Annotated in this window: 15 protein-coding genes, 2 tRNA genes, 3 rRNA genes and 2 pseudogenes; 9 read left to right on the top strand and 13 right to left on the bottom strand. The window is 53.0% G+C overall.

Going from position 1 to position 22380, the window contains the following annotated elements; all coding sequences use genetic code 11:
- Positions 1 to 28: 28 nt before the first annotated feature.
- The 5 genes from smpB to pyrB form a co-directional block, all read right to left on the bottom strand.
- The gene (gene smpB / locus PREDE_RS03800) at positions 29 to 508 is read right to left on the bottom strand and encodes an SsrA-binding protein SmpB (protein ID WP_005844265.1); all 480 of its coding nucleotides are present in this window, start codon (positions 506 to 508) and stop codon (positions 29 to 31) included.
- Positions 501 to 1010: a DMP19 family protein gene (locus PREDE_RS03795; protein WP_005844263.1), complete on the bottom strand. Its 510-nt coding sequence runs from the start codon at positions 1008 to 1010 to the stop codon at positions 501 to 503. The genes smpB and PREDE_RS03795 overlap by 8 nt, the downstream gene beginning before the upstream one ends.
- 366 nt (positions 1011 to 1376) lie before the next feature.
- Positions 1377 to 2657 carry a serine hydroxymethyltransferase gene (gene glyA / locus PREDE_RS03790; protein WP_027952772.1) on the bottom strand — a complete coding sequence of 427 codons (1281 nt, stop codon included), beginning with the start codon at positions 2655 to 2657 and terminating at the stop codon, positions 1377 to 1379.
- A 52-nt stretch (positions 2658 to 2709) separates the two neighbouring features.
- Positions 2710 to 3165 (bottom strand): aspartate carbamoyltransferase regulatory subunit, encoded by a 456-nt coding sequence (gene pyrI, locus PREDE_RS03785; protein ID WP_005844258.1) that lies wholly within the window; start codon positions 3163 to 3165, stop codon positions 2710 to 2712.
- A 30-nt stretch (positions 3166 to 3195) separates the two neighbouring features.
- Positions 3196 to 4152: an aspartate carbamoyltransferase gene (gene pyrB / locus PREDE_RS03780; RefSeq protein WP_005844257.1), complete on the bottom strand. Its 957-nt coding sequence runs from the start codon at positions 4150 to 4152 to the stop codon at positions 3196 to 3198.
- Positions 4153 to 4268: 116 nt separating this feature from the next.
- Between pyrB and PREDE_RS03775 the strand changes: the two genes are divergently transcribed.
- The 7 genes and pseudogenes from PREDE_RS03775 to PREDE_RS03745 all read left to right on the top strand — a co-directional run.
- Positions 4269 to 6581: a transglycosylase domain-containing protein gene (locus PREDE_RS03775; RefSeq protein ID WP_015298450.1), complete on the top strand. Its 2313-nt coding sequence runs from the start codon at positions 4269 to 4271 to the stop codon at positions 6579 to 6581.
- Positions 6582 to 7025: 444 nt separating this feature from the next.
- Positions 7026 to 8559 (top strand): 16S ribosomal RNA (locus PREDE_RS03770).
- A gap of 258 nt (positions 8560 to 8817) precedes the next feature.
- Positions 8818 to 8891: transfer RNA gene (locus tag PREDE_RS03765), tRNA-Ile, on the top strand.
- Positions 8892 to 9087: 196 nt separating this feature from the next.
- Positions 9088 to 9164 (top strand) — tRNA-Ala (locus PREDE_RS03760).
- Positions 9165 to 9342: 178 nt separating this feature from the next.
- Positions 9343 to 12246 (top strand): 23S ribosomal RNA (locus PREDE_RS03755).
- Positions 12247 to 12357: 111 nt separating this feature from the next.
- A 5S ribosomal RNA gene (gene rrf / locus PREDE_RS03750) occupies positions 12358 to 12470 on the top strand.
- The 16S, 23S and 5S rRNA genes sit together here with 2 tRNA genes alongside, the layout of an rRNA operon.
- 144 nt (positions 12471 to 12614) lie before the next feature.
- Positions 12615 to 13395, top strand: a pseudogene (locus PREDE_RS03745) (IS982 family transposase); the annotation flags it as partial.
- Here PREDE_RS03745 and PREDE_RS14450 read toward each other — a convergent pair.
- From PREDE_RS14450 to PREDE_RS03715, 6 genes and pseudogenes are all read right to left on the bottom strand, one after another.
- Positions 13373 to 13810: pseudogene (locus tag PREDE_RS14450) on the bottom strand (IS110 family transposase); the annotation flags it as partial. The pseudogenes PREDE_RS03745 and PREDE_RS14450 overlap by 23 nt on opposite strands.
- 5 nt (positions 13811 to 13815) lie before the next feature.
- Positions 13816 to 14250: a GNAT family N-acetyltransferase gene (locus tag PREDE_RS03735; protein WP_005843181.1), complete on the bottom strand. Its 435-nt coding sequence runs from the start codon at positions 14248 to 14250 to the stop codon at positions 13816 to 13818.
- A gap of 27 nt (positions 14251 to 14277) precedes the next feature.
- Positions 14278 to 15144 (bottom strand): CPBP family intramembrane glutamic endopeptidase, encoded by an 867-nt coding sequence (locus PREDE_RS03730; RefSeq protein ID WP_235777457.1) that lies wholly within the window; start codon positions 15142 to 15144, stop codon positions 14278 to 14280.
- 179 nt (positions 15145 to 15323) lie between these two features.
- The gene (locus PREDE_RS03725) at positions 15324 to 16358 is read right to left on the bottom strand and encodes a hypothetical protein (RefSeq protein WP_015298449.1); all 1035 of its coding nucleotides are present in this window, start codon (positions 16356 to 16358) and stop codon (positions 15324 to 15326) included.
- A gap of 172 nt (positions 16359 to 16530) precedes the next feature.
- Positions 16531 to 17193: a nitroreductase family protein gene (locus PREDE_RS03720; protein WP_005843189.1), complete on the bottom strand. Its 663-nt coding sequence runs from the start codon at positions 17191 to 17193 to the stop codon at positions 16531 to 16533.
- Between the two features lie 12 nt (positions 17194 to 17205).
- Entirely contained in the window at positions 17206 to 18285 is a 1080-nt protein-coding gene (locus PREDE_RS03715; RefSeq protein WP_005843191.1) for an FMN-binding protein, read from the bottom strand.
- A 461-nt stretch (positions 18286 to 18746) separates the two neighbouring features.
- Between PREDE_RS03715 and PREDE_RS03710 the strand changes: the two genes are divergently transcribed.
- A complete protein-coding gene (locus PREDE_RS03710; RefSeq protein WP_015298447.1) occupies positions 18747 to 20504 on the top strand; it encodes a 1-deoxy-D-xylulose-5-phosphate synthase in 1758 nt (585 codons plus the stop codon).
- Between the two features lie 44 nt (positions 20505 to 20548).
- Here the strand turns inward: PREDE_RS03710 and PREDE_RS03705 are convergent, their stop codons facing one another.
- Entirely contained in the window at positions 20549 to 21040 is a 492-nt protein-coding gene (locus PREDE_RS03705; protein ID WP_005843197.1) for an RNA polymerase sigma-70 factor, read from the bottom strand.
- A gap of 194 nt (positions 21041 to 21234) precedes the next feature.
- On the opposite strand from PREDE_RS03705, the gene PREDE_RS03700 reads away from it, so the two are divergent.
- Positions 21235 to 21732, top strand: a complete 498-nt coding sequence (locus PREDE_RS03700; RefSeq protein WP_005843199.1) for a helix-turn-helix domain-containing protein — start codon at positions 21235 to 21237, stop codon at positions 21730 to 21732.
- A 158-nt stretch (positions 21733 to 21890) separates the two neighbouring features.
- Here PREDE_RS03700 and PREDE_RS03695 read toward each other — a convergent pair whose 3' ends face one another.
- A complete protein-coding gene (locus PREDE_RS03695; RefSeq protein ID WP_005843202.1) occupies positions 21891 to 22355 on the bottom strand; it encodes a MaoC family dehydratase in 465 nt (154 codons plus the stop codon).
- Positions 22356 to 22380 lie beyond the last annotated feature (25 nt).

Genomic DNA, 22380 nt, shown 5'->3' with positions numbered 1-22380 from the left:
TTCACAATGGGATGGTCTTGTGGTTTGTTTAGTAATGCTTCATGGCCCTGTCCATTTCCCGGCGGTCTTCTTTCTCCTTGAGGGTCTGCCGCTTGTCGTATTCCTTTTTGCCCCGGGCCAGCACAATGTCTATTTTGGCCCGGCCGTGGGAGTCGATGAACACCAAAATGGGGACAATGGTGAAGCCGGGAGCCTTGGAATCTTCGATGAGTGAGTGGATTTCGCGCTTGGAGAGCAGGAGCTTTCGGTCGCGCATGGCCTCATGATTGGAGTAGGAACCATAGAAATAGGGCGAAATATTCATGCCCTTGACCCACACTTCTCCGTTGTGGATGTAGCAGAAAGCATCGACCAACGAGGCTTTGCCCAGGCGTATGGACTTGATCTCGGTGCCCGTCAGCACGATGCCTGCGGTGTAGGTGTCGATGAAAGCGTACTCAAAAGAGGCTTTCTTGTTGCGTATCTGTACCGGACTCTTTCTGCGGAGTTCCTGCTGGTCTCTATTCATTCTCTATCGTTGCAAAGTTGGTAATGTGCTCATCCACGTAGTGGGCCACCATGTTGGTGAAGTTTTCTTCTTCCTCGATAAAGGCATTATCGAAGTCGTCGAAGTCGCTGTACTGCTCGTAGAGCGCGTCGAACTCCTCCTGTGTATAGTCTTTTTCGAGTGCCTCATGGTGGAGATTGTAGAGCCGGTGGCATTTGTTGATGAGCTTGTAAAGGCCTTGGAGCCCCCAGTTGCGCATGGCCTTGTCGAAAGGGTTGCGGAAAATGAAACTGCCCAGACCGTTGTGGATGAGCTGCACGAAACCGCCCTCCATCAGCTCGTCGCGCATGGCTACGTAGGTGATTAGGGTGATTTGGTCGGCATTGAGCTCGGCCATGTTGTCGGCATTGAGCTCTCCACCGATGGCCTGATGGATGGCATCGGTGAAGACTTTGATGAATGCGTCCATGTCTTCGCCGGCTGCTTGGCGCAAGGCGGCGTCGCTGACTTTGACCTCTATCATGATATTTGCTTAATCAATGGGCTCCAATATAATGGCCACAAAGGTAAGCAAATAATCTATGAATGAGGATGGGGCGGTGCAAAAGGTTGTTAAACGCCGGCCGTGCACGCCGTATTCGCGGGGCGAAACAGGGCTAATCGCAAGGCCGCGACGGGTTTTTCGCAGGGCGTTCAGCCGTTGGACGGTCGGCGAATAGCGCGTGAGGCGTCGGCCGGCACTAAAAAACCGCCGCACGAAGCCATCTGCGCGCGGCGGTTGTCTGATGTATGACGGGAATGGGGTGAGGGGCAGGCGCGCCCATACAGGGCGTATGTTCCTACAGTTTGGCAACCAATCGGGGGGCTTGGCACGCCCCCCGACGGATGGTTAATAGGCGAAGAGCGGATAGTTCTTCATGGTGTCGTTCACCTTTTGGCGCACGCGGCTGATGACTTGCTCGTTTTCAGGGTCGGCCAGCACTTCGTCAATCAGGTCGGCAATGAGGTGCATCATGTCTTCCTTGGCGCCACGGGTGGTCATGGCGGCAGTGCCGAGACGGATGCCCGAGGTCTGGAAGGCGCTGCGTTCGTCGTAGGGCACCTTGTTCTTGTTGACCGTGAGGTCGGCGGCCACCAGGGCCGTCTCGGCCACTTTGCCGGTGAGGTCGGGGTATTTCTGGCGCAGGTCGAGCAGCATAGAGTGGTTGTCGGTGCCGCCGCTGACGATGCTGAAGCCGTGCTCGATGAGGTCTTGGGCCAGGACGGCGGCGTTGACCTTGACCTGCTTGGCATAGTCAATCCATGAGGGCATGAGATTCTCGCCGAAAGCCACGGCCTTGGCGGCGATGATGTGTTCCAGCGGACCGCCTTGGTTGCCGGGGAATACGGCGGAGTTGAGTAGCATGCTCATGGGCTTGACCACTCCCTTTTTGGTGGTGTAGCCCCAGGGGTTGTCGAAATCTTTGCCCATCAGGATGACACCGCCGCGAGGGCCGCGGAGGGTCTTGTGCGTGGTGGTGGTGACGATGTGGGCATACTTTACGGGGTTCTTTAGCAGTTTGGCGGCAATGAGTCCGGCAGGGTGGGCCATGTCGATCATCAGCAGAGCTCCCACTTCGTCGGCTATCTTGCGCATGCGCTCGTAGTCCCACTCGCGGCTGTAGGCCGAGCCGCCGCCGATAATCAGCTTGGGTTTGTGCTCCAGGGCCAGCCGTTCCATCTCGTCATAGTCCACGTGTCCGGTCTCGCGGTTCAGCGTATAGCCGACGTGCCGATAGAGTATGCCCGAGGTGTTGACCTCGCTGCCGTGAGAGAGATGGCCGCCTTGGTCGAGGTCGAGGCCCATAAAGATGTCGCCGGGCTTCAGCACGGCCAGCAGTACGGCCTGGTTGGCCTGAGCTCCGGAGTGAGGCTGCACGTTGGCAAATTCTGCATCGAAGAGCCGCTTGACGCGCTCGATAGCCAGCGTCTCCACCTGGTCGACAATCTGGCAACCGCCGTAATAGCGTTTGCCGGGCAGTCCTTCGGCATATTTGTTGGTGAGATAGCTCCCGGCGGCAGCCATCACTTCCTCGCTTACGAAGTTCTCGGAGGCAATGAGTTCCATGCCTCTCAGCTGACGCTGATGCTCTTGCTCGATCAAATCAAAAATCTCTTGGTCTCTTTTCATCATGTCGATTATTATAGGGTTGATAATGATTGGTGTTGGTTTGTGGACGGGTTTACAGGATGGCCACCTTGTCGATGTCCTGTTCTTTGTCGCAGTAATGGCACTTGACGATGCCCGCAGCCTTGTCCACGATGGTGAAGTAGGTCTGCATGGGCTCGTTGTTGGTGATGCACTTGGGATTGTTGCATTTCACGATGCCGTGCAGCTCGTCGGGTGTCTCGACGGTCTTCTTCTCCACCACTTCGTAATTTTTGATGATGTTGAGCACGATTTTAGGGGCGATGACCGAGAGTTTGCTCACTTCCTCCTCGGTAAAGTATTTGTTGGAAACCTTGACGATGCCCTTGCGTCCCACCTTGCGCGAAGGCAGATTGTAGCCGATGGTGATCTGCTCGTCGAGTTCGTGCAGATGAAGCAGCCGGGCCACTTGGTAGGTTTTGTCGGCCGGAATATGGTCAATGACGGTTCCGTTCTCAATGGCGGCAACCTGTAATTCTTTCTTAGCCATGTATGTTGCAGTTATGGGTTCGAGTGAAAATCAATACTCGGAGCGGATGATGGTCGTGTCGTTGCGCACATCGTCGAGCGTGATACCGAGGCAATAGCAGAAAATCGCTTCGCGGGCGTAGAGCCCGTTCTTGGCTTGCTGGATGTAATAGGCGTGTGGATTGTTGTCCACGTCGTAGGCAATTTCGTTGACACGAGGCAGTGGGTGCATGATTTTCATGTTGGGCCTGGCCTTGTGCAGCATGGATTCGTGGAGAATGTAGACGTTCTTAACCCGTTCGTATTCCATCAAGTCGGAGAAGCGCTCTTTCTGCACGCGGGTCATGTAGAGAATGTCTGCATGGGCAATCTCGTCTTCGGTAAATGCGGTGTGCTCGTGGAATTCGATGTTATGCTTCTTGCAATAAATTTTATACTCTTGGGGCATGGCCAGCTCTTCAGGAGCAATAAAATGAAAGGTGGGGTTGAAGTGCCGCATGGCCGTAATCAGCGAGTGAACGGTCCGGCCGTATTTTAGGTCGCCGACAAGGTAGATGTTCAGATTTTCAAGCGTGCCCTGCGTCTTGTAAATGGAATAGAGGTCGAGCATACATTGGGAGGGGTGCATGTGTGCTCCGTCGCCGGCATTGATGATGGGGATGGGAACAACCTCGCTGGCATACTGGGCTGCTCCCTCTATGTGGTGCCTCATGGCGATAATGTCGGCATAGTTGCTGACCATGAGTATCGTGTCTTTCAGGGTTTCGCCTTTGGTGGTGCTGGAAGTTTTGGCGTCAGAGAAACCGATGACACGGGCTCCTAAGCGATTGGCAGCCGTCTGGAAACTGAGTTGGGTGCGTGTGGATGGTTCAAAGAACAGTGTGGCGACGACTTTTCCTTTCAGCAATTCTCTGTTGGGATGTCTCTCGAACTCTTGCGCCATGTCGAGCAGGTATAGAATCTTCTCCTTGGACAGATCGGCAATCGTCACAAAATTATGCTTCTCCATTGACATTTTGATTGATTGTTACGAATTCGACGGCTAAGTTACTCATAATTTTTTATTCCTTAGTGCGATTTCAAAAGAAATATTGTATTTTTGCACAAATAATATTTGGCACTGTCATGAGAAAGACATTCGTGAAAATGCTGTGGTTTTTTCTGGCCCTTTTGGTTGGAATTGCCGCTTCGCTTTTTTCCCTGATATGGTTTGGCATCATCGGTTATTCCCCGGATATAGCTCATCTGCAGAATCCCATTAACAAATCGGCTTCCCAGGTTTTTTCTGCGGACGGCAAGATTATCGGAACCTATAATATAGACCGGGCCAACCGTATTCCTGTGGCCTATTCCAAGTTGTCGCCCTACTTGGTTCGCGCATTGGTGGCTACCGAGGACGAACGCTTTTACGATCATTCGGGCATTGACTTCTACGCATTGGGGCGGGCAGTCGTGAAACGAGGGCTGATGGGACAGGAGAGTGCCGGCGGCGGAAGCACCATTACGCAACAGCTGGCCAAGCAGTTGTATTCCGCACCGGCCAAATCGACCATGGAGCGACTGTTGCAGAAACCGATAGAGTGGGTGACGGCCATCAAATTGGAGCGGAATTTTACCAAGGAGGAAATCATAGCCCTTTATCTGAATTACTTTGATTTTCTGCATGGAGCCGTGGGAATCAAGATAGCAGCAAACACTTATTTTAGCAAGGAACCCAAGGATTTGACGGTGGGGGAGTCCGCACTGCTGATAGGTCTTTGCAAGAATCCGTCCTTGTTCAACCCTGTACGTTATCCGGAACGCAGCAAAGCCCGGCGAAATGTGGTGTTGGGACAGATGCTGAAAGCCGGTTATCTCTCCGAAGCGGAATATGCAACCTGTTGCGCCGAGTCGATTGAGTTGCATTTCCATCGGGCTGATCACAAGGATGGGACAGCCGTCTATTTCCGGGAATTCCTGCGCCAGTACATGATGATGGATAGGCCGGAGCCGAAAAACTATCCGGCATGGAATAAAAGACAGTACGTGATAGACTCCATTGCTTTTGCTAATGACCCGCTTTGCGGATGGTGCAAGAAGCATACCAAGAAAGATGGGAGCTTCTATAATGTCTATACGGACGGTTTGAAGATTTACACAACGTTGGATTCCCGCATGCAGCGTTATGCAGAGGAGGCCGTCTATGGGCATGTGGCTAAATACTTGCAGCCTGCATTCAATAAGGAGAACAGCAATAAGCCGAATGCTCCCTTTACGGATCAACTGACACATAAGCAAGTGAACCAGATTATCAACAGGGCTGTGGTTCAGAGCGAACGCTACCGTAATATGAAAGAGGCCGGGGCCTCTAACGAGGAAATAGAACGGGCTTTCAGAACGCCTACGGATATGTCGGTGTTTACGTATCATGGAGATATAGACACGGTAATGACGCCGATGGATTCTATTCGTTATTACAAATCGTTCTTGCGGGCGGGCTTCATGAGCATGGACCCGCACACAGGGTATGTCAAAGCGTATGTGGGAGGTATCAATTTTGAGCATTTTCAATATGATATGGTGATGGGCGGACGTAGGCAAATAGGTTCGACCATCAAGCCTTTCCTCTATTCTTTGGCTATGGAGAATGGGGCGTCGCCCTGTGATAAGGCTCCCAATGTGCAGAAGACGTATATGGTGGCCGGCAAGCCTTGGACTCCCCGCAATGCCAACAGGAGGCGATATGGAGAGATGGTGACTTTGAAATGGGGATTGGCACAGTCGAACAACTGGATTTCAGCTTATCTCATGAGCAGGTTGAATCCCAGACAGTTTGTGAGTATGCTGCATCAGTTTGGACTGAACAATCCTGATATTTATCCGTCGTTGTCACTTTGTTTGGGGCCTTGTGAGGCCTCGGTGGGAGAGATGGTGAGCGCCTATACCACATTTGCCAATAATGGAATTCATGTGGCACCCATGTTCGTAACCAAGATAGAAGACAGTGAGGGAAATGTGGTGGCAACATTCCAGCCGGCAATGAATGAGGTGATTAGCTCGGTCAGCGCCTATAAGATGCTGGAAGAGCTGATGGCTGTTGTCAATGAGGGCACTGCCGGACGTCTGCGCCACAAGTATAATATCACAGGAGAAATTGGGGGAAAGACGGGAACCACCAACCGCAATTCGGATGCGTGGTTCATGGGCTTTACGCCTCAACTGGTCAGTGGTGTATGGGTAGGCGGCGAGGATAGGGACATTCATTTCGATTCCATGAGGATGGGACAAGGTGCAACGATGGCTCTGCCTATCTGGGCCTATTACATGAAGAAAGTCTATCAGGACCGTAGTCTTCCTTATGATCCCACTGCAGTCTTTGATGTACCTGACGATTTCAACCCCTGTGAAAAAGAAGCGGAGGAGACGGGAGATTTGGGAATAGATGAAATTTATGAGTAAGCGTATCTGGTCTTTCCCTTTTTCTCTCGCATATATATAATAATGTGAGTTCTGTTTTTGTGTCCTTGTTTTGTCCGTTAAAGCGAAAAATTCGTTTTTCATCTGTATTTTTTTGCTTGATTGTTTGGTTGTTTTGGTTGCAATGTCTACCTTTGCACTCGCTTTCCGCCTGTGTGGCGGTTTGCGTTTAGGAAAGAGTTCTTTGAAAGTATTTACATAGACAGAGTAGTAGTACAAGAAGCAAGTCCCCGTTCCTGTTTTTATTGGGTTTCGGGGAATTGGGTATGAATGAGAACCGTCCGATTCATTTTGGATGAGATTCACAGGTTTTACTTGAACTTCGATACATTTTCAGGCGTTCTGTGACAGGCAAGACGTCGTGCTTTCATTTGCCGTGGGGCATTGGCCTTGTGGTGATTGTAGGCACGTACAATGTTATATTTTACCATGGAGAGTTTGATCCTGGCTCAGGATGAACGCTGGCTACAGGCTTAACACATGCAAGTCGAGGGGCAGCATGGCGGATGCTTGCATCTGCCGATGGCGACCGGCGCACGGGTGAGTAACGCGTATCCAACCTACCTTCAAGCAGGGGACAATCCGTAGAAATGCGGTCTGATACCCTATGTATTCCAACGAGGTCCTCCGTGTTGGAAGAAAGGTTTATCCGCTTGTTGATGGGGATGCGTCCGATTAGCTTGTTGGCGGGGCAACGGCCCACCAAGGCAACGATCGGTAGGGGTTCTGAGAGGAAGGTCCCCCACACTGGAACTGAGACACGGTCCAGACTCCTACGGGAGGCAGCAGTGAGGAATATTGGTCAATGGGCGTAAGCCTGAACCAGCCAAGTAGCGTGCAGGATGACGGCCCTATGGGTTGTAAACTGCTTTTATACGGGGATAAAGTGCGCCACGTGTGGTGTTTTGCAGGTACCGTATGAATAAGGACCGGCTAATTCCGTGCCAGCAGCCGCGGTAATACGGAAGGTCCGGGCGTTATCCGGATTTATTGGGTTTAAAGGGAGCGTAGGCCGCATGTCAAGCGTGTTGTGAAATGCAGGTGCTCAACACCTGGATTGCAGCGCGAACTGTCGTGCTTGAGTGTGCGCAACGTTGGCGGAATTCGTCGTGTAGCGGTGAAATGCTTAGATATGACGAGGAACCCCGATTGCGAAGGCAGCTGACGGGAGCATAACTGACGCTGAAGCTCGAAGGTGCGGGTATCGAACAGGATTAGATACCCTGGTAGTCCGCACGGTAAACGATGGATGCCCGCCGTCCGCCCTTTTATTGGGCGTGTGGCCAAGCGAAAGCATTAAGCATCCCACCTGGGGAGTACGCCGGCAACGGTGAAACTCAAAGGAATTGACGGGGGCCCGCACAAGCGGAGGAACATGTGGTTTAATTCGATGATACGCGAGGAACCTTACCCGGGCTTGAATTGCAGAGGAACGATCCAGAGATGGTGAGGCCCTTCGGGGCTTCTGCGAAGGTGCTGCATGGTTGTCGTCAGCTCGTGCCGTGAGGTGTCGGCTCAAGTGCCATAACGAGCGCAACCCCTCTCCGCAGTTGCCATCGGGTCATGCCGGGCACTCTGTGGACACTGCCGCCGCAAGGTGTGAGGAAGGTGGGGATGACGTCAAATCAGCACGGCCCTTACGTCCGGGGCTACACACGTGTTACAATGGGGGGCACAGCAAGCCGGCCGCGTGCAAACGCGGTCCAATCCTGAAATCCCCCCTCAGTTCGGACTGGGGTCTGCAACCCGACCCCACGAAGCTGGATTCGCTAGTAATCGCGCATCAGCCATGGCGCGGTGAATACGTTCCCGGGCCTTGTACACACCGCCCGTCAAGCCATGAAAGCCGGGGGTGCCTGAAGTCCGTGACCGGAAGGATCGGCCTAGGGCAAAACTGGTGATTGGGGCTAAGTCGTAACAAGGTAGCCGTACCGGAAGGTGCGGCTGGAACACCTCCTTTCTGGAGCTGTCGCCTGTGAGGTGTACGTTGTGATGAAAAGTTCAGCCTTAAGGCATGTGTGTCCCTGTGGGGCGTGTATGCCTTGTGTTTCTGAAGGGATGACGCCGTTTGGCCTGTGTGGCCGTATGGCGGTGACGGTTCGTCCAGCCGTTCCCAATCTTCTTGCTGCTGCTGCCCTGTTTTTGACAAGCAAGGGAAGAAGGAAGCCGGGCTGCCTCCGGTCCCCGTTTTTTGACAAGGGCCGGTGGGGCGCTAGAGAGTCCTATAGCTCAGTTGGTCAGAGCGCCACACTGATAATGTGGAGGTCGGCAGTTCAAGTCTGCCTGGGACTACTTTTGCAATTCAGAATTCAGGATTCAAAATTCAAGATTGCCGTCCGGCGAGGGCGTGCGGTTGGGCGAGGACGATGTTTTTTGTATTGTACGCTCCCTGTAGTTCCCGGTTCGGAATGCCGCCGGCGCAATGCCGACATCCGTCGGTGCAGGCCTGTAATTTTGCATTTTGCATTTTGAATTATGAATTGGACAAGGGGGATTAGCTCAGCTGGCTAGAGCGCTTGCATGGCATGCAAGAGGCCATCGGTTCGAATCCGATATTCTCCACCACGTGCGCTTTGCGCCGTAAGATCTTTGACATATTGACACAAGCAAGACTGTATAAGAAGAAAAAGTGAAGACTTGCCGCGCGTGGCGCGCCTTTTTAGAGGTGCGTGTTCATGTGCGGGACGATACAGCTGAAAGTATGGGCGTCCCCCTGGCAGATAAGCTGTCATGGGGGAAAGTCGAAGAAAGTAGGAAAGGGCGCATGGCGGATGCCTTGGCTCATCCAGGCGAGGAAGGACGTGATAAGCTGCGAAAAGCTGCGGTGAGGTGCAAATGACCCCTGACCCGCGGATATCCGAATGGGACAACCCGTCAGTCTGAAGGACTGTCACCCGGTGTTTTTTCCGGGGGCTAACGGAGGGAACTGAAACATCTTAGTACCTCCAGGAAAAGAAAATAAGATAATGATTCCCCCAGTAGTGGCGAGCGACCGGGGAAGAGCCCAAACCCACGCCGTGGCAACGCGGCTTGGGGGTTGTAGGACCACGTCGTTGCACGGCAGTTGCGAGGGGAATCCGCTGGAAAGCGGTGCCGCAGGGGGTGATAGCCCCGTACCCGAAGCATTTGTCGGCATAGTGGTATCCTGAGTAGCGCGGGCCACGAGTAATCCTGCGTGAATCCGCCGGGACCATCCGGCAAGGCTAAATACTCGGATGAGACCGATAGCGAACGAGTACCGTGAGGGAAAGGTGAAAAGCACTTCCATGAGAAGAGTGAAATAGTTCCTGAAACCATGCGCCTACAAGCGGTCGGAGCTGCTTATAGCAGTGACGGCGTGCCTTTTGCATAATGAACCTACGAGTTGCCGTCACCGGCGAGGTTAAGCGTCATGAGACGCGTGAGCCGCAGTGAAAGCGAGCCTGAATAGGGCGTTTCAGTCGGTGGTGGCAGACGCGAAACCAAGTGATCTACACATGTCCAGGATGAAGTCCGGGTAACACCGGATGGAGGTCCGCACCAATAAGCGTTGAAAAGCTTCTGGATGAGGTGTGTGTAGGAGTGAAAGGCCAATCAAACTTGGAGATAGCTCGTACTCCCCGAAAGGCATTTAGGTGCCGCGTGCGGTGTTCCGCATGAGAGGTAGAGCGACCGATAGGTCGAGAGGGCTTCACCGCCTATCGAGACCTGACGAACTCCGAATGCTCATGCGCCGCAGCCGTGCAGTAAGGGGGCGGGTGCTAAGGTCCGTCCCCGAGAGGAGAAGAATCCAGACTGCCGTCTAAGGCCCCGAAGTTCCGCCTGAGTTAGTCTAACGAAGTCCTGTCCCTGTGACAGCCAGGATGTTGGCTTGGAAGCAGCCATTCATTCAAAGAGTGCGTAACAGCTCACTGGTCGAGGGTCCGGGCGTGGATAATAATCGGGTATAAGGCGGACGCCGAAGACGCAGGATAGCATTGAATAAAGTATCGGTAGGGGAGCATGCCGTATGCGCAGAATGGTGAAGATGACTGATCCTGGAGCGTACGGCAAAGCAAATGTAGGTATAAGTAACGACAAGGGGGGTGAGATCCCCCCCCGCCGCAAGTCCAAGGTTTCCCGGGCAATGCCAGTCATCCCGGGGTAAGTCGGGTCCTAAGCCTCAGCCGACAGGCGATGGCGATGGCAGAAACGGTCAACATTCCGTTACTACCACATGGGGCGACGCGGGGACGGAGCAGTGACACAGCCGCGGGGTGACGGAAATCCCCGTTGAAGGGCGTAGGCGCCGAGGAGGGCAGGCAAATCCACCCTCCGAGCCGACCCTGACAGTATGCCCCTCCTTTCGGGGAGGGGTAACAGCGCTGGTAATCATACTCCCGAGAAAATCCGCTAAGCTCAACCCTTGTGGTACCCGTACCGCAAACCGACACAGGTAGACGGGTAGAACATACTCAGGCGTTGAGAGATTCATGGTTAAGGAACTAGGCAAACTGACCCTGTAACTTCGGGATAAAGGGTCCTCCCTTTTTTGGGAGGCGCAGAGAATAGGTCCAGGCAACTGTTTAACAAAAACACAGGGCTGTGCCAACACGCAAGTGGACGTATACAGCCTGACACCTGCCCGGTGCCGGAAGGTTAAGAGGAGACGTCATCCGCAAGGTGCCGCGTTGAATTGAAGCCCCGGTAAACGGCGGCCGTAACTATAACGGTCCTAAGGTAGCGAAATTCCTTGTCGGGTAAGTTCCGACCTGCACGAATGGTGTAATGATCCGGACGCTGTCTCAACCATGAGCTCAGTGAAATTGTAGTATCGGTGAAGATGCCGATTACCCGCGATGGGACGAAAAGACCCCGTGAACCTTTACTACAGCTTAGCGCTGACCTTGGTCATCCGATGTGTAGGATAGGCCGGAGGCTTTGAGGCGTGCACGCCAGTGCATGTGGAGCCCTCCTTGAAATACGGCCCTTCGGCTGTCTGAGGTCTAACGCGCGTATGCGCGGACACCGCTTGGCGGGTAGTTTGACTGGGGTGGTCGCCTCCAAAAGCGTAACGGAGGCTTCCAAAGGTGCCCTCCGGCCGATTGGTAACCGGCCTTATGGAGTGCAATGGCATAAGGGCGCTTGACTGGGAGGCAGACATGCCGAGCAGGCAGGAAACTGGGGCATAGTGATCCGGCGGACGTGTATGGAAACTCCGTCGCTCAAAGGATAAAAGGTACTCCGGGGATAACAGGCTGATCCCCCCCAAGAGCTCATATCGACGGGGTGGTTTGGCACCTCGATGTCGGCTCGTCACATCCTGGGGCTGGAGAAGGTCCCAAGGGTTGGGCTGTTCGCCCATTAAAGTGGCACGCGAGCTGGGTTCAGAACGTCGTGAGACAGTTCGGTCTCTATCTATCGTGGGCGCAGGAGTTTTGCGTGGTGCCGTCACTAGTACGAGAGGACCGTGACGGACAGACCTCCGGTTTGCCGGTTGTGCCGCCAGGTGCACCGCCGGGTATCCGCGTCTGGTCGGGATAAGCGCTGAAAGCATCTAAGTGCGAAGCCCTCCGCAAGATGAGAACTCCGTAGAGGGTCGTTGCAGACGACGACGTAGATAGGGCGCAGGTGTAAAGACGGCGACGTCAAAGCCGAGCGCTACTAATTGCCCGAGCGCTTTCTTCGGGCCCCATTTTTTCAGCCGTGGCGTTCCCTGTCCCGCTTTGATGCGGTGTCCGGGCGCATGTCTTTGTTTTTCTTTTTCAGTCCTGCCTTGTGCCGATGGTCATTCGTTATTTTTGGTGGCTGTTGCGGCGGTGTCCCACCTCTTCCCATTCCGAACAGAGAAGTTAAGCCCGTCTGCGCCGATGGTACTGCAATGCAATGCGGGAGAGTAGGGAGCTGCCTGCTTTTTGGTTCCCCGTCCACAGGAAGTGTGGGCGGGGGACTTTTTTGGGGTGGGGGAGGTTGGGGAAAGAGAAAGGGGAGAGAAGAGGATAGGCGGGGATAGGCAATTATAAGAGGTGATAGAAACTTATAGGCGGGGATAGGTGCTACCGAAACCGCAAGGCCAGACTCTTGAAAAGTGGGATTATGACCATTCTGGTATACTATCATTTCGGCACATATCGCAATTTCAAGGAGTATTATTTTGAATTGGGTCAAAGGGGTATAATGTGTCAGGATTTGCTTGACGCAGTTTCCTATAACCGCTTTGTTGAACTCATGCCAAGAGTGTTCTGCAGGCTGATGCTGTTCATGAAGCTCTTTGCCTTCGGACGTTGTTCGGGAATCTCCTATGTTGACAGCACCATGATACCCATATGTCACAATGTACGACGATATTACAACAAGGTCTTTGCCGGCCTTGCCAAGAATGGAAAGGAAAGGGTAAGATGGGATGGTGTCATGGCTTCAAGTTGCACCTGCTCTGCAACGACCTTGGAGAAATCATAACATTTTGTTTTACAGGGGAAAATGTAGATGATGGGGATGAGAGAGTATGGAGTGTCTTCTTCAAGGAACTCTTCGGAAAGGTGTTTGCAGACACAGGGGATACATCAAAAAAGAACTCTTTGAAAGGATCTTTGAATAAGGTATCCATCTGGTGTATGGTCTGAACTCAAACATGAAGAACAAACTCCTACCCATGTGGGACAAGATACTCATGCGTAAGAGATATATTATCGAGTGCATCAACGACCTGCTGAAGATTAAGGCAAATCTCGTCCATTTCCCGGCATCGGTCGATACACAATTTCATCATGAATCTATGTGTAGCACTCTTGCTGCTTATTGTTTCTTTGACAACAAAGATCCTTTTCGAGATTTCTGATCTGCTTTTCAAGGAAAGCGACAGTCTGCTCGATGGACTTCCTGCACATGAAATCAAAGAACGGCGGTACTTCCATGGAGCCCTCGAGGTTCTTTAGGGCAATGAGTTGCTTCTTGATTTGGCGGATGACTGTGCGTTTCTGCTTTAGAGTCAGAATGGCATCGCTGCGCATCACATCACATAAGGCTTTGGCTGCATCCTCTCACTATAGAGGGCAATAAGGCGGGCGTCCAACTTCGTCGGTCTTGACGGTAGAGAGCATCACACGGGCGAAGTTCTTCACCTTGAGGGGATTCTCCAGACTGGTGGTAATACCTGCCTCGGAAAGCAGATAGACAAGCAGAGCACTGTAGTTTCCCGTAGCTTCTATGACTCAGTGATGCTCGTCCTTGGAGATGGTTTGGATGAACTCATTTCATTTTAAGTATTGGGAAAAGGATTACCCAGTTTATCTGTTTCCGTTCGCTCCAAAACCTGAAACTCCATTTTCAGATAAAAGAATGCGAGTGCGTTGGGATTTTGCTCGTTTACATCAATATAGTGTATTTTGTATTCATCAATGGCAAGCCGAACAAGTCTTTGTCCTATGCCTTTCCTGAAATAATCGGGCGACACAAACAACATTTCTACCTTGTTGTCCGAAATGCTCATAAACGCAACAGGGAGCGTATTGTAATTCACAACGAATAAATCAACCAATTTCAGTCCTTTTCGGCAGAAAGGAATAAGGTTTTGAATATCTTGCTCTGTCAAGAAAATATGAGCTGCACGCACGGATTTCTCCCATACATTTATTAGAGAATCGAGAAGTTCGCCTGTTTTTGGGCTATTAATAGGGTAAAAATCTATGGTCACAAACTTTTTAATACTTTCCTTGTCCCATTACATTAGATAAAATATACAGTAAATCATTCCCAGATTAAATGCTGAATGACAGATTATTGCCCCTAAAAGTGAATTGGAATGTTTTTTAAAATTGAAAAACAATATACTTACCAAGAACATACTTAATACCCAAATTATAGTTGGAATAGTGAAAAAGCTCCAGTTATTATTGATAAATACCAAGCCAAAATGTGAAATGTGAGTTATTGCAAACGTAGAACTATCAACTATTGATGCTTTTTTCTCTCCGATTGATTTTGCAAAACTTGAATGAACAATTCCTCTGAAAAACAATTCTTCGCCGATTGGACTAAATGTCATTCCAGTAATTGCCATGATAACAAATAATATTTTTTTGTCACTCTGGCTTATTTCCATCGGAATTTGATAAGACTTTCCGATATACTTGTACCAATTTTCATAAGAGTCCCCGTATAAGACTTGTCCTAAGAAATAAAGAAAAAGGCTCGCAATCAGTCCGCAAACAAAAGCAATTAAAAGCCAATTGTACTTTTGAGGTTTTGTTATTCCTATCTCTTGTCGTCCATGTTTGTTCAAAAACAGGAACGGCACGATTGCAGAAAGCGTCATGATTAGCCCCATAGTGCCATAACTCCCGGAAGCATTGGCATGGAGCACCAACATGAACCGTGGGATGCAAACCGCAATAACCAAGAAGAGTCCGAACTTCCAGTTAAAGCAGAATGCCCTGTTCCAAAAAGTCCTAAGCTCACTGTCCATTCTGACGATAGCTGATTTGTTCATAGTCGATTGATTATTGTCATTTATCCATTCTGTGCCTGAGGCGGAACTTCGGGGGGGCACGCCCCCGGCCGCAAGGCAAGCCACAGTGGTGTTTTTCATAGTGTGTCAAACACCACCGAGATTTTGCACTTCTATTTGGAAAGGGTCCTAATTTTCCGATTATAGATAGGAGTTGATAGGACTTTACAGGAAGTGAGGGCGGGATAGGAACTTATGGAGGATAGGCTGTTATGGCGGCGTGCTAAGTTTACTATAAATTTCTTCTGTTTAGAAAGGGTTTAGAAAGATTTGGTGAGCTTTACATTGAGGACGGGAAAGAGGGGGAGGGCTTTAAGGAAGTTGATTTTCCCCTTGATATTTTTGCGATAATTGGTGACGTCGCGGACAATATCGACTTTCTCCTTGGTGTAGTTGTAGGTCTTGATGCCTGTTTCTTCGTCTTCGGTAATATGCTCAATGGTGCGCTCGGTATAGACGCGAGGTCTGCCGCCCCAGAAAAGAATGCCGGCATCAAAGCCGATTTTCCAGTGATTATCTGCACGTCCCAATTGGGACTCGTAGCCAAAGCCCAAGTAAGGTTTGAAGTTGTTGATGATGGCTTCGGCCTTAATCAGTCCATTGGCGTCCGGCTCAGCGTAGCATGCCTCTCCGGTGGACTTCATGTCGCCTATGCGATATTTCATGCGTCCGTAGCTGATGAGCTTGTTGGCCAGCGATTCATTGTAAACATCGTTGCCGTTGATCGTTACGAAAGGTTGGTTGTTGATGGCCTTGCTATACATATTATTATAGATGCCTACAGCCAGCATCGTGGTCATGTCTTCCTGTGACACCACGGCGTCGGCCAGCTTATTGTTGCCCCAATAGAAGCCGGCGGTGAGATGCCACTGCTTGTTGGCGAAAGGCATGACATCTACCAGAAGACTGAAATTATAGAACTTGGGCTTGCCTTGCAAGTGGATGGTCTCGTCTACGTTGAACCCCGTAAGCTCTTTCATGCGGGCCTGTAGCCGGTCGAATTTGGTCTTCACGCGATTGCCTTGAGCGTCGTATTTCGACTCGGGCTTGTCGCCCACCTGCACGCCAAACTTCATGTCGTCACTCCAATGAGGCATGAAAGAGAAACCGGCGCGCAGCCGAACCATTTCCGATATGTCGGAGCCCACTTCCAGTCCAAGTCCTGTGGTGCCGGCAGATACGGACACATCGAGATTGCGGAAGGGTTTTATCGGCGACTGTTCTTGGGTTTGTGCAGCCATCGGCAGGGTGCACAACAGGAGGGTGATGCAGGAAAAGCAGACTCTATTCGTCATAAAAGTTTGAACGGTTGAATTTAAAATAGTGTTTTATCGGGTGCAAAAGTAGTGATTGTTTTCCAAATGGGCAAGCGCTTGGACAGGAAAAGCCCCGCCCAATCCCATCGGATCCCATAAAATGGATTCGCATAGGGAGCCCATGAGGCGGGGTCAATCTGCAGCGTGCGGACTACTCATCGTAGGCGTCGTAAGACACATTGTCTTCATCCCATTTGTCCTTAGCCTTGACGGTCTTGTCGGGATAGCCAATGACAACAGTGGCAAGCGGAATCACGTGGTCGGGGAGTTCGAGCACCTTGGCAATGGCCCGACAGCGGTCGGCGACCGGATAATTGCCCGTCCACACGGCTCCCAGTCCCAAAGCATGAGCCGCCAGCAGGATGTTCTCGGTGGCAGCAGCGGCATCCTGAATCCAATAGTCCCTGCCCGCACCCTCGATGGCCTTGTTCATGTCGCCGCACACAACGATGACCAGCGGGGCCTTGGCGGCGAACGCCGCATGGGGGTTGGCCCCGGCCAAAGCCTTGAGCTGGTCCTTGTCGGTTACGACCACAAACCGCCATGGCCGCTTGTCCATGGCCGTCGGAGCCGCCATGCCAGCCTTGAGCAGGGTCGTAACTTTCTCGTCCTCCACGGGTTTGTCGAGGTAAGAGCGCACGCTTGCCCGCGTCATGATGTTGTCGATGGCGGCATTTTCTGCCTTTTGGGCGGCCCGTGCAGCCTCTGCCCTTTGCGCTTCCTCACTCTTGGCGTGGTTGGCCAGCACCATTTTTCCACTGACAATGGCCAGTGCCACGGCCAGAATCAGACTCAACCATGTGTTTGCTTTCATATCTTTTATGCGTTAGTTGCGGTTTTCGGCCATTTTGAAGAGGGTGCCGGTGGGGCATACGAAACGGCAGTAGGGGCGCGGCACAAAGGCGGCCAGCACGGCAAACACCACTCCCATGGCCACCACCACCGCGGCGGCCGACCGGAAGATAAAGGCGGTGAACACCTCGTAGTCCATCCACTGCGCGGCCGTGCCCGTGAGCATCAGCACCATGAGCACGGCGAAAAGCAACTGGCGCAGCTGCTCCAGCCGCTTGGCCGTGGCCTGTCCCATCTTCCATTTGCGGCGGTTGGCCTTGCCCACAAGGTCTTGAATGGAGCCGAAAGGGCAGATGTTGGTGCAATAGTAGTTCTTTTTGCCGAAAAGAGGATAGACAAATGCCGTGACGAGCATGACCACAGGGATGAGCGATGTCCACAGATTGATGCCGCTCGACATGTAGTTGACAAAGAGCGACCAGCTCAGGAAAGTGCCGCACCAGAAGCCCAGCACCACCACGTTGAGCGACAGTTGCACGGTGCGGTAGCCCTTGTTCTTGAAAAACAGGGGGATGACAGCCGCCATGAGCACCACCACAAGCCCGGCGATGCTCTTCGCACTGAGGTCGAGTTTGTCGAGCAAAGACGGCTGCACGTCATGGCTCGAGGCAAACTGCAGACCGCGCCGCACGTTGCCGATGATGGCCCGCGAAGAGAATGTAGCCCCGCTCACGGCGTCCACTTTCTGGGCCTCGGCCTCCTCGATGGTCTTACCGTCCCAGCGCGTGAGCAGCGACTTGGCCTTGTCGAAAAAGTCGGGAGTCTCCGTGTTGGCCAGTGCCTTGACGCCCGCCACACGGCCGTCTTTCAGACGGATTTCCAGCGGCACCGGTCCGCCGTAGCCCGCAATGTCCTTGCCGATGGCCGTGGTATTCACCACGATGGTGCCGTCGTCGAGCGTGCGCAACGTCTGCACGGCGGACTGCCGGCCCCCCGTGGTCTGTGCGGTGTCTGCCAGCGCATGGCCCCACACCCGCCCGTCGCGCTGGATGGCGGCCACGGCCATCACCGTCAGGCAGGTGAGCAAGAGGATCATCTGTTCGAGTTTCTTCATAGATGCAAAATTACTCGAAATAGTTTAGAGGGGCCGTGCGCATGCGTCAACTCTAACTTTTCTTATTCGTCATTGGATTTTGTTAACAGGTTTGGGGGCTCGGCAGCCGTGCGGCTCTTTGCGTCCGCCGCAGGTTGGCGCGGTTCCTGTCACCGTGCAAGGGCGGCAGGGGCATGCCGGCCCGTTATCACCGGGATGCGTCCGGCCCGTTGCTGCGCTGCGTTTACGCTGTTGTCGCAGTGCGTTTACGCCGTCGTCGCAGTGCGTTTACGCTGTTGTCGCAGTGCGTTTACGCTGTTGTCGGCGTGCGTTCGCGCCGTTGTCGCAGCGTGTCGGATTGGTATAAGGTCTGCATGGGCGTAGGCAAATTTTTATGGTTGCAAGGTCAAGCATCATCCTCAAAAAGTTGTAACTTTGTAGTTTGATATTCCACAGGGGTGATATTATTAAGGTATAAAGATATGTATATAGAAAAAATCAACAGTCCTGCCGACTTGAAAGGCATGACAGTAGACCAGCTTGGCGTGCTGGCCGAGGAGGTGCGCCAGGGCGTGCTCAACCGTGTGAGCCAGCATGGCGGCCATGTAGGCCCCAACTTGGGCTTCTGCGAAGCCACCGTTGCCCTGCATTATGTGTTCGACACGCCCGAAGACCGCATCGTCTTCGACGTTTCCCACCAGAGCTATCCCCACAAGATGCTCACCGGTCGAAAGGATGGTTTTCTTGATTCCAGCCGCATGGACCACATTTCAGGCTACTCCTCGCCGCTGGAAAGTCCCGTTTACGACAACTTCGAGATAGGCCACACGTCCACCTCAGTCTCGCTGATGTCGGGCCTGATGAAAGGCCGCGACATTTTGGGCGGCAAGGAAAACGTGATCGCCGTCATTGGCGACGGGTCGCTCTCGGGCGGCGAAGCCTTCGAGGGTCTCAACACCGTGAGCGAGATAGGCACCAATGCCATCATTGTGGTGAACGACAATGAGATGAGCATTGCCGAGAACCACGGCGGCCTCTACCGCAACCTGAAGCTGCTGCGCGACACGCAGGGCAAGGCCGAGAACAACTTCTTCAAGGCTTTCGGACTGGACTATGTCTATGTGGAGGAGGGCAACAACGTGGCCCGCCTGGTGGAGGCGTTCAGGCAGGTAAAGGGCATCGACCATCCCGTGGTGGTGCACATCCACACCGAGAAAGGGCACGGCTACCAGCCTGCCGTGGACAACAAGGAGGCCTGGCACTGGCACATGCCTTTCCATCTTGAGGACGGGACGCTGCTCGAAGCCATGGACGGCGAGTCGATGCCCATGTTGCTGGGCGACTGGCTCTTCGAGGAGATGAAGCGCGACCCCAAACTGGTGTGCATCGCTGCGGGGGTTCCGGCCGCCATCGGTTTCAACAAAGAGCGGCGCGTTGCGGCCGGCCGGCAGTTTATCGACGTGGGCATTGCCGAGGAAGAGGCCGTGGCCCTGGCTTCGGGCATGGCCAAGCGTGGGGCGCACCCCGTGTTTTCCACCTACGCCACGTTCTTCCAACGTACCTATGACCAGCTCTCACAGGACCTTGCCGTCAATGGAACCCCGGCTGTGTTCAACGTGCTGGGCTCGTCCATCTACGGCATGAACGACTTCACGCACATCTGTTTCTTCGACATTCCCATGATTAGCCACATCCCCAATCTGGTGTATCTGGCCCCTACCACCTGCGAGGAACTCATTGCCATGGAGCGTTGGGCCATTGCCCAGGACAAGCATTCGGTGGCCATCCGCGTGCCAGCTTTCGGGGCTGCACACGCCACAGGGCCCGTGGACGAGAGCTACGATGCCATCGACACCTTCAAGGTGACCCATCGTGGAGGGCGCGTGGCCGTGATTGCCGCCGGCGACTTCTATCAGAAAGGAGAGGCTGTGGTGGCCCGGTTGGCCGGGCAGGGCATAGACGCCACGCTCATCAACCCGCGCTTCCTGTCGGGTGCGGACGAGCCGTTGCTTGAGGAACTCAAGGCCGACCACGAGGTGGTGGCCACCATCGAAGACGGTGTGCTCGACGGCGGTTTCGGCGAGCGCATAGCCCGTTTCTACGGTCCCTCAACCATGAAAGTGCTTTGCTTCGGAGTGAAAAAACAGCTCTACGACCGTTATGACGTAGCCCAACTGTTGGTGGACAACCACCTGACCGAGGAGCAGATCGTGGCCGACATTCAGGCTGCATTGTCATAAGGCCTGACGGGAGCTTGCCCGTGCGGCCGGCTCCCGCAGGATTTTCACCCAAGGCACGTGGCGAGGAACAACAGTTCCCCGCGGCGTGCCTTGAGTCGTTTCAGGGCTTTGCTCACCTGGTGTTCCACGGTTTTCTCCGAGAGGCCCAGCTCGTCGGCAATCTCCCGATACTTCATGCCGTCGCGCTTGCTCATCAGGAAGATTTGCCGGCACCGTTCGGGCAGACTGTCGATGGCCGTCCAGAGTTCGGCCTCGCGCACCGACCGCTGCTGCGCCTCCTCGTCAGAGATATAGCCGTCGAGGTCTTGCGGGCGCACGTTGGGCGGGGCGGCTTTCTGTCGCCGCAGCTCGTCGATGCACGCATTGCGCACGGCCGTGTAGAGAAAGCTGCGGGGCTGCTCGGGCCTGCGCTGCCACAACTTGACGTAGCAATCCTGCACGATGTCTTCAGCCAGCTCCACGTTGCCGGCCAGATAGTGCATGGCGTAGAGGCAAAGTGGGCGATAAAAAGTTCTGAAGATAGCGTCTATATCCATATTTCGTGGTTTGCAGGTGCAAAATTAAGCATTTTATTTGAATTGGCCAATCCGTTCCTTGCTCTCTGCACATGCGATGGTGGTCAAACAACGGGAAATAAATATCTTCGTAAAAAAATATTAAAATAATTGGAAAATATACTTAACTTTATTATCTTTGCAATAATATAAGTTTTGGTTCAAAACGCGTAGTTATGGCAAAGTACAATATCACGGAAATCAAGGAAAAGGAGGCCACCTATCGATCTCTGGTCAGCCCGCAGATGATGGATGAGCTTGAGTCCAAAATCAACAACATTATCATCATCCAGAAAAAGTACAGGGACAAGAATTATTCGGCCAAGAAGCTGGCCGAAGACTTGGGCACCAACACCCGATATATCTCGGCTGTGGTGAATGTGCGGTTCCACATGAACTACACTTCCTTTGTCAACTCCCATCGTATTCGGGAGGCCATGACGCTCTTGGTGGACAAGCGCTACCGTGCCTTGACGATGGAGGAGATCTCGGATATGGTGGGATTCTCCAACCGGCAGTCGTTCTACGCCTCGTTTTACAAGATTAACGGCATCACGCCGCGCGACTACAAGATGCAGCAATTGGAGTTCCATCCCAAGATGATGGAGGAGCCCAAGAAGCGCGGGCGCAAGCCGGGCTCGAAGAACAAGCCCAAGACGGCAGAACAAGCATAAGAGATTCGCAGACATGCAAGGGGCATGTCCCTACAACCGCACGCTGTGTTCGTGCCTGAAAGGTTGTAGGGCCATGCCCCGTAATGTTTCGGGTACAGACCCTTGCAGGACTGTACCCGATGTGTGTTCGCCGGACGGGAAGGTGCCGCCGGGCAGGATTACTTGAAATAATAGAGGAATTGCGCCTCGCCCTGCAGCGCCGGCTTGCGCTCGCCGTCTATCTCGATGCGGAAGTTGATGTAGGTCTTGCAGATGCCGCGCAGGTTCTCAATCTTTTCGAGCTTGGCCACCAGGCGGATCTTGCTGCCCGAGAGCACGGGTATACCAAAGCGCATTTTGTCCATGCCGTAGTTGACCATCATCTTCAAATTCTTCACCTCGATAATCTCATTCCACAGATGTGGCAGGAGAGAGAGCGTCAGATAGCCGTGGGCAATGGTGTTCTTGTAGGGGCTTTCGCGCCGGGCACGCTCCTGATCCACGTGTATCCACTGGTGGTCGAGGGTGGCGTCGGCAAAGCTGTTGATACGGTCCTGGTCTACGGGCAGCCAGTCGGACACGCCCAGTTGCTGTCCCAAATGGGAAGCAAACTCCTCGTAGGAGCTGATGATGAGTTTCTCCATTTTATCGTTATAGTTGGTTAATCTG

The organism is Prevotella dentalis DSM 3688 (genome assembly GCF_000242335.1).
Classification (GTDB): domain Bacteria; phylum Bacteroidota; class Bacteroidia; order Bacteroidales; family Bacteroidaceae; genus Prevotella; species Prevotella seregens.
The sequence above is the reverse complement of the archived record's forward strand: the minus strand, read 5'-3'. Positions and strand labels throughout refer to the sequence as shown.